Below are 12,800 nucleotides of genomic sequence, written 5' to 3' on the forward strand. Positions count from 1 at the left end.
TTCCGGTGTGTCGGTTCCGGGTGTGTCCGTGGGTGTCCGCGCGGTCTGCCGGACCTGACGACGGGTCGGCGGTGCCCGGCGGGCCGGTCCTGACGGCGGGTCAGTGCTTGCCGGCCCGCTGGTGCCGGTCGTCCTCGCCGTCGAGGTGGCGGACCCGGGCGTCGCGGTAGTGGCGCTCGCGGGCGGCGGCCAGGTCGGCGGCCAGCCGGATGCCGTTGCGCCGGTGCTCGTCCGCCAGGTCCTGCGCGTAGCGGGCGAGGGCGAGTTCGGCGCGGTCGGCGTAGCGGATCAGCGCGGCCTGTTCGCGCACCCGGCGGTGGTGGACGGTGTTCGGCGAGCCGAGTTTCAGGGTGAGCGGCAGCAGGTCGATCAGCAGCAGCAGCGCCCGGATCAGCCAGGGCAGCCACTGCACCAGCGGGTCGTCGCGGTGGGCGGCCCGGAAGGTGCGCAGCGCGCGTTCCTGGGCGAGCCAGCCGGCCCGGGCGTACGCCACCTCGTGGGCGGTCCGCAGCACGTCGCCGTCGGCGATCGCCCGGTAGCCGGCGCTGCCGGGGGTGCGCAGGTCGGTGATCTCGCGCTGGATCGCGGTGTTGGCGCCGGTGAGCGCCTTGTCGGCGGCGGTCGTCTCGGTGGTGGTGTCGTCGAGGGCCCGCTGGGCGGCGTCGACCTTGGCCTGCTCGGTGGCGGCGAGGCTGCCGAAGCCGGGCCGGTCCGGGTTGTCGACCTCCTGGTAGTAGTGGTTCTGGGCGTCCGTCAGCGCCTGCTTCCGTGCGGCGACCCGGCTGTTGCCGACCTCGATCTGCGTGTTGTTGTCGGCCACGGTCTTCTCGAGCTGGCGGACGCGCTCGTCCACGGCCGCGGTGACGGCGCCGCGGTAGACGCCCTCCGACTCCTGGGCCAGCACCTGCCGGATCTCCGGCTGGAACAGCACCAGGCAGACCGCCTCGCTGACCAGCAGCGCCACCACCAGCGCCAGTCCGACCCGCAGCGGGTAGGCCAGGGCCGGGCCGATCCGGGCCCGGCGGCGCACCGGCGCGATCGGCTGACGGCCCGTCAGGGTCTCGCCCGCCTCGTCGCCCGCCCACTCGGTGGCGCGCTGGTCCCCGTACGACGGCTCGGCGAGGATCGCCCGGTCGACGGCGTACACGATCGCGCCCCACACCAGTGCGGCGGCCACCGTCCACCAGTGCACCGCGCCGTACACGATGGTGATCAGCGCGGCCATCGACCCCGCGGCGGTGCACGCCACCAGCAGCACCAGCGCGCCGACGCCGGCCGCCCTGGTCCGCTCGGTCCTGGACATCAGGTGCCGCGAGTCCACCGCGGCGCTCCACCGCAGGACCCGCACCCACCGGCTGGGCCGGACCTCCTCCGGCTCGGTCCCCTCCACCTGTCCCCACGGCATCGGCTCCGGTGCCACAGCGCCCAACCCCCTTTCCCGCTACCCCCGTTGCCGCCAGTCTGCGAGGCCTGCGGCCGATCCGTGAGTCACCGTTTCGGGGAGCCCGGACGGGCCTGACGGGCGGTCAACTGCTGTCGCCGGCCAGCACGGCGACCCGGGCCAGCAGCACGGCGAGCCTGGGCGCGGCCGGGTCCGCTCCCGGGGTGTACACCAGCCGGGCGACCACCCGTCCGTGCCGCCGCACCGCGGCCACCGACCCGGCGGGGCAGGCGAGTTCGGCGCTGATCCGGCGGGCCGCGACCCGCGCCTGCCGGTCCCGGCGGAACTGCCAGCGCAGGTCGTCGAAGCGGTGCAGCGGCGCGTCGCCGGGCGCGGCCCACACCGCCGCGCCGCTGCGCAGCACCCCGCGCAGCGGGGGGTCGAGGGCGGGCGGCAGGCGGCCGTCCGGCGGGCAGATCCGCGCCACGGGGCCGGGCAGGTCCGTCGCCGTCAGGAACAGCGCCAGGAACGGCCCGTCGTCCGCCGGAGGTTGTCGGGATCGCCGACCCCACCACCCCACCCGCCCCCACCGCCTTCCGGACCCCGCACCCGATGGCCGATGGTCGCGCCCCGCGGCCCCTCCCCGGCAGTCCCCATTCCGGGGATGCCCGCCACCGGGCCGCCGGGCTCAGAAGTGCGTGGCGATCCCGAACTCCTCGCGCAGGAGCGCCATGTCGTGCAGGTCGCGTGCGGTGGGCCGGTACCCCTGGTGGAAGTACGCTTGCTGTTCGGCGGAGAGGCAGGGCACGGCGGCGCCGCCGATGCGGCCGGTGACGAAGCACGCCGCGGGGTAGCGGAACGGGGCCGCCGGGTCGAAGGACGCCTGGGTGGCACTGCCGTGGGACGCGAACTCCAGCGGATGCAGGTCGAGTTCACGCCCGGCCGGATCCGCGGCCACGAACCGGACCGGCCGCTGGTCGAGCGTCCCACGGAAGCCCGCTCCGGCCAGCGCCTCGACGCCCCACCCGCCGCCGACCCACACCTCGACGCCGGCCGAGCTGAGCAGCGCAAGGATCGCCGCCGCCCCCCTTCCGCCCGCGGCGGAGCACCGCGGCGTCCGCCGAGGGCCCAGTCTACGAGCGGCGTCCGTCGAACTCCTCGGCCCAGCGGCGGGAGGCGTCGCGCGGGGGGAGGTCGCGGGGCGCGTGCGGGTGGGCCAGGAGGTACTTGTCGCGGATGTTCTCCAGGTGGGACTTGAGGGTGGCCTCGGTGATGAACAGCCGGCGGGCGGCCTCGGCGGAGCGCAGGCCCTGACGGCCGATCAGTTCGACGATCTGGAACTCGCGGACCGAGGGGGTGATCACCCGGTTCCGGCGGCGCTCCGCGTCGAACACCCGGTCCATCAGCGGGATCGAGCCGCCGTCGGGCAGCTTCGCGGCATGCTCGAACTCGGCCTGGGTGTCGCCTTCGGCGAGCGCGGTGAGCAGGGCCCGTTCGGCCGGGCCGATCTCGTCCTTGGCGAGCGGACGGTTGTCGGCGTCCTCGATCAGGTAGCCGGCCAGCCGGGGCCCGATCCAGTAGCCGCCGCGGGCCACCTCGCCGGCCGCCTCGCAGTAGACGGAGGTCTCCTCGGACTTCATCACGAAGCCCCGCGCCCCGCCCGCGAGGACGTCCAGCTGGGCTTCCCGGCGCGCCAGGTGGGAGAAGCCGATGACCAGGCAGCCGCGGGCCACCAGGTACTCGACGGCCTCCCGGCCGGACCGGCAGCCCTCCGGGAACTCCAGGTCGCAGAGCACCACTTCGGGCCGCAGGTCGCCGAGCTCCTCGGTGGATCCGGCCACCGTGAGGGAGCGGAACCCGGCCGCGGTGAGTCCGGCCAGCAGGCCGGCCCGGAACGGCGGGTGGTCGTCGACCACGCCGAGGCTGATCTCCGCCGGACTGCGGAACGCCCTCATGCCGCCACCCCTCCCTGCTCGGCGACCGCCGAACTCCCGTGCTGCGCACCGGAGGCGTCCGGGGTACCCGGCGCGTCCGCGCCGGCCGGACGCCACTCCCAGCGCACCTTGGTGCCGCGCCCGGGCCGGGAGTCGACCGTCACCCGGCCGCCGTAGTGCTCGATCGAGCGCAGGCTGCGCCGCAGGCCGCCGCCGGACGGCACGCCGTCGCGGTCGAAGCCGACGCCGCGGTCCTGCACGGTGACCACCACGCCGTCCTCGTCGGCCTTGGCGAACAGCACCACCGTCTGCCCGCGCTCCCCGGCGTGCCGGACCACGTTGTTCAGCGCCTCGGTGACCGCGCCCTCCAGGGCGTTGATCACGGCGGGCGGCGGCTCGCGGCGGGTGATCAGCGTCTCGGTGATGATCAGGCCACGGTCGGTGAACACCTCGATGACGCCGGCCAGCGCGGCCCGCAGGCCCTGCGCCCGGACGTAGCGCGGGTCCTCCAGCCAGCGGCGGGCGCTGACGGCGGTGCGCAGCGCCCAGCGCTCCTCGGCGGGTCCGACCGCGCCGCCGGAGGCGACGTGGTGGACCACCGGCAGCATCAGGTCGTGGATGGCGCGGTGCAGTTCGTCGCGGTGTCGGGCCTCGGTCTCGGCCTGCCGCTGCTCGGTGATGGTGCGCAGCCGGTCCTCGCTCTCGGCGTTGATGGCGCTGGTCTGCTCGGCGAGGTCGCGCCAGGTGACGGCGATCCGCCGGCCGACCAGGTACCAGAGCGCGAAGCCGAGCAGGTCGGAGGCGAGTTTCAGCCGTACGTCGGGGAACACGGCGGCGTACCAGGCGCCCATCAGCGCGGCGACGGCGAGCAGGCCCAGCGGACGGTTCACCCGGGAGACGCCGACCACGGCTGCGGAGCCGAGGCTGAAGGGGACCAGCTCGGTCATCACCACGTTGCGCAGTTCGGGGACGGCGGCCTGCGAGCCCGCCAGCATCAGCAGCACGCAGAAGCCGGCGTCGACCAGCACCACCGCGGGCTCCAGCGGGCCCTTCGCGCGGGCCGCCCGCCGGTCGAACCAGACCGCCTCGGCGATCGCCGCGGCGGCGGCGACGGCGGCCAGCCACGGATGCCGCAGCTGGGACCAGCCCAGCAGCGGCAGCAGCATGAACGCCGAGGTCGAGACCCGGATCAGGCGCATCATCCGCTTGATCCGGGTCTCGGTCGCCTCGGCCACCGTGGTTCCGCGCCCGGCGCCGGCCGCGGCCATAGCTGTCCCGTGCAAGCCCGCCCCCAGCGTCCCGGCCTGTTGGAGCATCAGGATGTCATAGGACGGCACTCCGGATGTGGCCGAAATATGTCTCAACTTCGGCACTTCGTAAGCGAGTTGACCTGTCCTCGCCGACCGGGGGCGGGGTGCGGCTCAGACCGTGACGCTGCTGCGCGGCTCGGCGGCGGCCGCCGGCTCGCCGTCGTGCTCCAGGCGCAGCTGCGGCAGCAGCCGGTCCAGCCAGCCCGGCAGCCACCAGTTGAACCGTCCGAGCAGCGTCATGGTGGCGGGCACCAGCACCAGCCGGACCACGGTGGCGTCCACCAGCACCGCGACCGCCATGCCGACGCCGATCATCTTCACCGTCACGTCGGGGTCGATCGCGAAGCCGGTGAAGACCGCCACCATGATCGCCGCGGCGCTGCTGATCACCCGTCCGGTGGCGGACAGGCCGCGCACCACGCTGCCGCGCGGGTCGCCGGTCGCCAGCCAGTCCTCGCGGACCCGGGCGAGCAGGAACACCTCGTAGTCCATGGAGAGCCCGAACAGCACGGTGAACATCAGGATCGGCACCCAGCTGGAGACCGGCACCGCGTGCGGCAGCCCGAGCAGCCGGGCGCCCGCGTCGTGCTGGAAGACCGCGGTCATCACGCCGTACGCGGCGGCCACCGAGAGCAGGTTCATCGCCGCCGCCTTGACGGCGATCACCGGGGCCCGGAACAGCACGGTCAGCAGGATCAGCGACAGCGCCACCACGAACGGCACCACCACCCACAGCCTGGCCGACAGCCGGTCGGAGATGTCCGAGAACGAGGCCACCACGCCGGTGACCTCGGCCCCGGCGGGCAGTTCGGTGTCCCGCATGCGCTGCAGCAGTCGCGGGGTCTCCCGGTCCTGCGGCCCGGTCCTCGGCTGGACGGTGATCACCGCGGCGTCCCCGGCCTGGTTGACCAGCGGCGGCTGCACCGCGACGACGCCCGGGTCCCGGCCCAGGGTCTGCGCCAGGGCGGGCAGTTCGGCCTTGTCGACCCGCTTCAGGTCGACCGCGACCAGCAGCGGCCCGTTGGCGCCCGGCCCGTACGCCTCGGCGATCAGGTCGTACGCCTTGCGGGTGGTGTTGCCGGACGACTGGCTGCCGGCGTCCTGCGGCCAGGTGCGCATGCCCAGCATCGGCGCGGCCAGGCCGAGCAGCACCACCAGCGAGAGCACCGCGGCGGCGACCGGGCGACGGCCGATCAGCTGCGCCCACCGCTCGGTCCTGGTCGGGCCCTTGGCGGAACGTTCCGCCGCGCCCGCGCGCCGCTCGGCGCGCTTCAGCAGCCGGTTCCCGGCCAGCGAGGTCAGTGCGGGCACCAGGGTGAGCGCGGCCAGCATCACCGCGCCGACCACCGCGAAGGTCGCGTAGCCGAACGAGGAGTACACCGAGAGGCCGGAGAGCTTCAGGCCGAACAGCGAGACCAGCACGGTCGAGCCGGCCACCACCACGGACGAGCCGGCGGTGGCGTTGGCCTCGGCGGCGGCCGCCCGCTTGTCCAGGCCCTTGCGCAGGCCCTCCACCTGACGGCTCACCAGCAGCAGTGCGTAGTCGATGCCGACGCCCAGGCCGACCATCGAGGCGACCGTCGGCGCGGTGGGGCTGATGTCGGTGACGGCGGCCATCAGCGTGGTCAGGCCGGTGCCGACGCCGACGCCGGCCAGCGCGACGACCAGCGGCAGGCCGGCCGAGACCACCGTGCCGAGCGCCACCACCAGGATCACCAGGGCGGCGAGCATGCCGATCGCCTCGGCGGTGCCGTCCGGGGCGGAGAAGTTCTCCGGCAGCTGGCCGCCGAACTCCACCTGGTACCCGGCGTCGGTGGTGGGCCGGGCGGCGGCGCGCAGCGCGTCCAGGCCCTCGGAGCCCTTGAACTCGGTCACCTTCACCCGGTAGCTGACCGTCAGCAGCGCGGTGTCGCCGTGCTGCGAGGGCACCGGCGGGGTCACCGACTGGGCCCTGGGCACCGCCGCGAGCCGCTCCCGCAGCTCCGCCAGCGGGGCGGCGGGCAGCGGGTTGCCGCCCCGGTCGTGCACCACGACCCGGGCCGTGGTGCCGGAGGTCTCCGGGAACCGCTCGCTGAGCAGGTCGGCACCGACGGTCGAACGGGTGCCCGGCACCCGGTAGTTGTCGCGCGGCTGGCCGCCGAACGCGGCGGCCAGGCCCAGGACGGCGGCGATCAGCAGCAGCCAGGCCACGATGGTGCGCCACGGCCGGGCCGCCGCCGCACCGCCGAGGCGGCCGAGAAGGGAGGACATGCGAGAGCCTTCCACACGTGGGACGTTGAGCATGCAGGGTCGAACCCCAGTGTGAACGGACCCGCTTGGAGCCCACTTGGCGGCTCCGCCCCGGCTCAGCGCTCCAGGGCCGGACGCTGCCCGATCGCGGTCAGCGCCTGCCGCGCCTCGGCCTCCCAGTGCGGAGCCTCCCAGCGGCGGGCCACCTCCAGCGCCAGCCGGAAGTACCCGGCGGCCTCAGCGGTGCGGCCCAGCTGCGCGGCGAGCTCGCCGAGCGCCAGGGCGACCGGCCGGACCGCGATGGACGTGGAGCCGGCGCCCGCCACCAGGTCGGCCAACGGCCGCAGCTCCTCGATCAGTTCGGCCGCCTCGGCGCGCTCGTCCAGGGCCACCACGGCGGCGGCGCGCAGCACCAGGAAGAGCGAACGGTAGTAGTCGGGCTGCACCCGGTGGCGTTCGCGCCGCGCCTCCCGGGCCTCCGCCGTCCGCCCGGCGGCGGCCAGCGCGAGCGCGGCGACGTCGGCCACCAGGCTGCCGTACTGCGGCTGGTGGCGCTCGATCAGCGGGAGCGTCTCGGCGATCCGGCCCTGCCGGAAGGCGATGACGATCCACACGAGCGCGCCGAACGCGTCGGCGTGCACCGAGCCGCGCGAGGCCAGTCCGGTCAGCGCCTGCTGGTACAGCTCGACGGCGGCCTGCGGGCGGTCGGCGGTCAGCTCCAGCATGCCGAGCTGGCACAGGCCGATGTCGGCGAGTTCGGCCAGGCCGTAGCGGCGGGCGATCTCCAGGCCCTCGGACAGGTGGCGGCGCAGCGCGGGCAGGTCGCCGTGCACGGCCGCGACCGAGGCGGCCAGGTTGGCGGCGTGCCAGCGGTAGGCGGGCAGGTCGTGGGCGGCGGCCAGCTCGGCCAGCTCGGTGGCCAGCGCCAGCCGGTCGTCGGCCTGCAACTCGTAGTCGTGCGCCCGGGCCTGGGAGGCGAGCGCGAGGCAGAGCAGCCGCGGGTCGCCCTCCGCGCGGGCGATCGCGACCGCCTCGGTCGCGGCGTTGACGGCGGCCGCCGAGCCGGTGCAGTCGAGTTCGTAGGTGAGCGCGTCCAGCAGCCGGCAGCGGACCGCCGGGGCGAGGTCGGTACGGCGCAGCAGGCCGGTCAGGGTGTCGATCGCCTCCTGGTCGAAGGTGCCGTACGCGTGCGTGACCCACGGGGTGGGCTCGGTCCAGGCCGTCCACGCCGCGATCAGCAGGTCCTCCCGCCCGCTCTCCCGGGCCGCCCGGACGGCGGCCGCCTTGGTCTCGCCCGCCGCCGTCACCTCGCCGGCCCGCACCTGGGCCCGCAGCAGCGCCCCGAGCAGCTCGATCCGGCGGGCCGCCCGGTCCCCGGCCGACCGGTCCGGCGACCGGTCCAGGTTCTCCACCGCCTGCCGCAGCAGCCCGGCGCAGCTCTCGTGCGCGTACCGCCGCTCCGCCGTCTCGGCGGCCCGCACGCAGTACTCGACCGCGAGTTCGGCGCTCGCCGCGCTGGCCGCCTGGGTGAAGTGGTGCGCCAGCGCGGTGAGCCGGTCCGGACGCAGCTCCCGCAGCGCCTGCCCGATCCGGCCGTGCAGCCGGGCCCGGCGCAGCCCGCCGAGGTCCGCGTACAGCGTCTCCCGGACCAGCACGTGCGCGAACCGCAGTACGCCCGGCCGGGGTTCGGTCAGCAGGCCGCCGGCCACCGCCGCCTCGACCGCCTCCACCGCCGCGTCCTCCGTCAGGTCGCCGGCGCGCAGCAGGAGTTCGGCCTCCACCTCGCGACCGGCGACGGCCGCCAGCCGGAGCAGGTCGACCGCCGGGCCGCTGAGCCGCTCGACCCGCCGCCGCAGCACCTCCCGGACGCCTTGCGGCACCTCCCGCAGCGCCGACGACTCGCCCTCCACGGCGAGCAGTTGGGCGCTCTCGGTGAGGTAGAACGGGTTCCCGCCGGTCCGCTCGGACAGCGCCCGCACCGTCTCCTCACCGACCGCCCGCGCGCACACCGCCTCGATCAGCCGCCCGGCCTCAGCCGGCGGCAGCCCGGCCAGTGCGACCCGGACCGGCGAGCGCCGCGCCACCGGGGCCAGCACCTCCGCCAACTCGCCCTCCCCCGGCCGCAGCGACAGCACCACCAGCAGGCCCGCCACCCCGCCGACCGCCTGATCGGCCGCCAACTCGGCCAGCAGCGACCGGGTTTCGGGATCCGCCGCGTGCAGGTCGTCCAGCAGCACCGCCAGCGGGGCCCGGGCGGCGGCCTCCCGCAGCCGGGCGATCACCGCGCGGTGCAGCCGGAACCGCCCGGACAGCGCGTCCTGACGCACCGTCAGCCCGGACTCGGCCAGCAGCGGGGCGAGTTCACCGGCCACCTGCGGGCTCGGCGCCTGCTCGCCGACCTCCCGCAGCACCTCCGTCCACGCCCACGCCGCCGGGGCGCCCGCGCTCTCCGGGCACCGCCCGGTCGCCACCAGCCAGCCGTCCCCGGCCAGTTCCTCGCGCAGCCGGCCCAGCAACGTCGACTTCCCCGCGCCGGCCTCCCCGCTCACCACCGCGAACCCGACCCGGCCCCGCGACAGCTCCGCGGCCCCCCGCAACGCCGCCAGCTCCGCCTCCCGCCCCACGAACAACGGCCCCCGCGCCCGCCCGTGCGACCACGCCACCCCGGCCCCGCGCACCGCCCCCACGGCCACCGCGACCGGGCTCGCGCCACGCTCCGCCCCGACCCACGCGTCCACCAGCCCCCGCACCGGCGCGACACCGCCCGACTCCCCCGTCGCACCATTCGACACGACCGGGCCCGCGGCACGCTGCGTCCCGGCCGTCGTATCGGCCAGCCCCCGCGACGGCGTTATCGCCCCCACGCGCGCGGCGCCGCCCGGCTCCCCCGGCACGCCTGCGGCAGCAGCCAGCCCCCGCAACGGCGTTATCGCCCCCACGGACACCGAGCCGCCAGGCTCCCCCGGCACGCCGCCCACCGCGACCACCGCCGCAACACGCTGCGCCCCGCCCGTCGCATCAGCCAGCCCCCGCACCGACGCGACACCGCCCGGCTCCCCCGTCGCACCATCCGACACGACCGGGCCCGCGGCACGCTGCGTCCCGGCCGTCAACGGCCCGGTGCCGGTGTCCGCCAGCGTCAGCTCCTCCACCCGCTGGTGCAGGATCGCGGACTCCACCGCGCCGAGCACCGGTCCCGGGTCGAGGCCCAGTTCCTCCGCGAAGTGCGTCCGGGCGCGCCGGACGGCGGCCAACGCGTCGGCCTGCCGGCCGGAGTGCCACAGGCCGAGGGCCAGCAGCCGCCAGCCCTCCTCGCGCAGCGGATGCTCCTCCGTCAGCGCGGCGGCCTCCTGCACGGCCTCCGCGAGCCGTCCCTCGCCCAGCTCCCGCCGGACCGCCAACTCCCGGGCCGCGACCCGGAGATCGGCCAGCCGACCGGCCTCCACCGCGGCCCACGACTGGTCCGCGAACTCGCTGTACGCGGGGCCCCGCCACAGTGCCAGCGCCTGCCGCAGCAGCAGCGAGCCGCCGCTCCCGCCGCCGGCCCGCCGGACCAGCGCCTCGAACTCCGCGGCGTCCGTCCCGACATCCCGCAGCGCGTACCCGCGGGCCTCGCTGACCAGCAGCCGGGCCTCCTGCCGCGGACCGCGCCCGGGCTCCAGCAGCCGCCGCAGGTTCGACACGTACGCCTGCAGGGAGACCGCGGCCTTGGCCGGCGGACGCCCCTCCCACAGGTTCTCGATCAGCCGGTCCGCCGGGACGGCCTCGCCCCGGGCCGCCAACAGCTGTGCGAGCACACCGCGTTGACGCGGGCCGCCCAACCGGGCAGCGACCCCCGCCACCTGCGCCGTGAGCGCCCCGAGCACCGTGATCCGCACCATCGCCGTCGAGCCTATGCGATGCCGGCCAGCCCCCGCCGCGAGCTGCCCTCCAAGTCGTCTCCAAGTCGTACCCGCACCACGCCACACCCCATCCGCCGGGGCCGCCGCCGGGCCACGCACCCCGACAACGCCCGCTGATCCGACGTGATCCGAAAGACCCGCCCTACCGACGTAGTCCGAAAGACCCGCCCCACCCCCGCCCGGCGGGTCAGTGGCGGTTGCCGAGGGCGAAGAGCAGGACCACGAAGCCGGCGAAGAGGTGGGTGCCCGCGATGTAGATCAGGGCGCGGACGAGCATCGCCCTGCGCCTGGTCCGCTCGTCCCGGACGGCGTCGCTCATGACTGCTCCAGCAGGGTCGGGGTGATCGGGTCGGGCTGCGGGGTATCGGCCAACCGGCGCCGCGCGTAGGCGATCGCGGCCGGAGTGGCGGCGAACACCCGGCCCTCCGCGCGGAGCCGGTCCAGCACGCCGAGCGCGTCCAGCGGCCGCCGGTGCTCGGCGCGCAGGCCCGAGACCAGCACCAGGGTGCCGCGCCGCTCCAGTTTCGTGATCGCGTCGCCCAGCACCACCGCGCCGCTGGCGTCGATCGCGCTGACCCGTGACATCCGCAGGATCGCGACCCGCACCTGCGCGGACTCGGTCAGCTCCAGCAGGAACCGGTGCGCGGCGGCGAACAGCAGTGGCCCGTCGATCCGGTAGGCGACGATGTGCTCCGCCAGCAGCGCCTGCTCCTCGGCGTGGTGGTCGGCCGGCGGCAGCTCGTCGTGCAGCGGCACCTGCTCCACCCGGGCGGCCCGCGCCACCTTGGCCAGCGCCTGCACCCCCGACAGCAGCAGGCCCGCCACCACCGCCGTGACCAGGTCGAACGCCAGCGTGGCGGCCGCCGTCAGGACCAGCACCGCCGCCTCGCCGCGCCCGCTGCGCGCCAGCGCCCGCACCGAGCCGACCTCCACCATCCGCACAGCCGTGGCGATCAGCACCCCGGCCAGCGCCGCGAGCGGGATGCCGGACACCAGCGGCGCGGCGGCGAACACGATCACCGCGAGGACCGCCGCGTGCACCAGCGCCGCGAGCCGGGAGGCCGCGCCGGAGCGGACGTTGACGGCGGTCCGGGCGATGGCGCCGGTCGCGGCCACTCCGCCGAACAGCGGAGCCGCCAGGTTGGCCACGCCCTGGCCGAACAACTCCCGGTCGCCGTCGTGCCGTTCGCTCACGCTCAGGGCGTCCGCGGCGGTCGCCGACATCAGCGACTCCAGCGCGGCGAGCGCCGCCACCGCGAGCGCGGACGGCAGCAGCGCGGGCACGGCGGACAGGTCGAGGAAGCCCAGCGAGGGCGCCGGGAGGCCGGCCGGCAGCCGGCCGATGGTCGCCACCGGCAGGCCCAACGCCCTGACCGCCACCGTCGCCGCGACCACCGCGAGCAGCGAGAACGGGACGGCGGGCCGCAGCCGCCCGCCGACCAGCAGCACGGCGGCCACCCCCAGCGCGAGGCCGAGCGCAGCCCAGTGCGGCGCGCCGAGGAACCGGCCGACCGCCTTCGCGGCGACCACCGCCGGGTTGTCGCCCGCGGGCGCGGCCACCCCGAGCGCACCGGGCACCTGCTGCAGGGCGATCACCCCGGCGATCCCGACCGTGAACCCCTCCACCACCGGCACCGGCACGTACGCCATCCAGCGTCCGGCCCGGGCCAGCGCGAGCGCCACCAGCACCACGCCGGCGAGCAGACCGACCGTCAGCACCCCGTCCGCGCCGTACCGGTGGACGATCGGCAGCAGCACCACGGTCATCGCTCCGGTCGGTCCGGAGACCTGGAGGTTCGAGCCGCCGAACACCGCCGCCAGCGCCCCCGCCACCACGGCGGTGGCCAGTCCGGCCGCCGCCCCGGCGCCCGAGGAGATGCCGAAGCCGAGGGCGAGCGGCAGCGCGACGATCGCGACGGTGAGCCCGGCCACCAGGTCCTTGCGCGGCGAGCGGCCCATGGTGGCGAGGATCCGGCGGTTCGGCAGCACGGCCGCCACCCGGCCCAGCACGGCGTTCACGCGCGGGCCTCCCCGTCCGGCAGGC

At 76.1% G+C, this 12,800-nt stretch carries 9 protein-coding genes; all 9 read right to left on the reverse strand.

What is annotated here, in order from left to right:
• Positions 1–100 precede the first annotated feature (100 nt).
• Complete coding sequence (locus ACWD4U_RS13805) at positions 101–1,390, reverse strand: DUF4407 domain-containing protein (RefSeq protein WP_363455469.1); 1,290 nt, start codon at positions 1,388–1,390, stop codon at positions 101–103.
• Between the two features lie 136 nt (positions 1,391–1,526).
• Positions 1,527–1,961, reverse strand: a complete 435-nt coding sequence (locus ACWD4U_RS13810; protein ID WP_363455467.1) for a hypothetical protein — start codon at positions 1,959–1,961, stop codon at positions 1,527–1,529.
• Between the two features lie 108 nt (positions 1,962–2,069).
• Positions 2,070–2,513 carry a nucleotidyltransferase domain-containing protein gene (locus tag ACWD4U_RS13815; protein ID WP_449787194.1) on the reverse strand — a complete coding sequence of 148 codons (444 nt, stop codon included), beginning with the start codon at positions 2,511–2,513 and terminating at the stop codon, positions 2,070–2,072.
• Position 2,514: 1 nt separating this feature from the next.
• Positions 2,515–3,336: a response regulator transcription factor gene (locus ACWD4U_RS13820; RefSeq protein ID WP_363455462.1), complete on the reverse strand. Its 822-nt coding sequence runs from the start codon at positions 3,334–3,336 to the stop codon at positions 2,515–2,517.
• Positions 3,333–4,631, reverse strand: a complete 1,299-nt coding sequence (locus tag ACWD4U_RS13825; protein WP_449787189.1) for a sensor histidine kinase — start codon at positions 4,629–4,631, stop codon at positions 3,333–3,335. Before ACWD4U_RS13825 ends, ACWD4U_RS13820 begins: the two co-directional genes overlap by 4 nt.
• A gap of 105 nt (positions 4,632–4,736) precedes the next feature.
• Positions 4,737–6,875 (reverse strand): MMPL family transporter, encoded by a 2,139-nt coding sequence (locus tag ACWD4U_RS13830; protein WP_363455457.1) that lies wholly within the window; start codon positions 6,873–6,875, stop codon positions 4,737–4,739.
• A gap of 95 nt (positions 6,876–6,970) precedes the next feature.
• Positions 6,971–10,735 (reverse strand): BTAD domain-containing putative transcriptional regulator, encoded by a 3,765-nt coding sequence (locus tag ACWD4U_RS13835; RefSeq protein WP_363455454.1) that lies wholly within the window; start codon positions 10,733–10,735, stop codon positions 6,971–6,973.
• Positions 10,736–10,943: 208 nt separating this feature from the next.
• On the reverse strand, positions 10,944–11,075 hold the full coding sequence (locus tag ACWD4U_RS13840; RefSeq protein ID WP_363455451.1) for a DUF6126 family protein: 132 nt from the start codon (positions 11,073–11,075) through the stop codon (positions 10,944–10,946).
• Positions 11,072–12,715 (reverse strand): SulP family inorganic anion transporter, encoded by a 1,644-nt coding sequence (locus tag ACWD4U_RS13845; RefSeq protein ID WP_363455651.1) that lies wholly within the window; start codon positions 12,713–12,715, stop codon positions 11,072–11,074. Before ACWD4U_RS13845 ends, ACWD4U_RS13840 begins: the two co-directional genes overlap by 4 nt.
• Positions 12,716–12,800: the final 85 nt, after the last annotated feature.

It is taken from the genome of Kitasatospora sp. NPDC002522 (genome assembly GCF_053595195.1).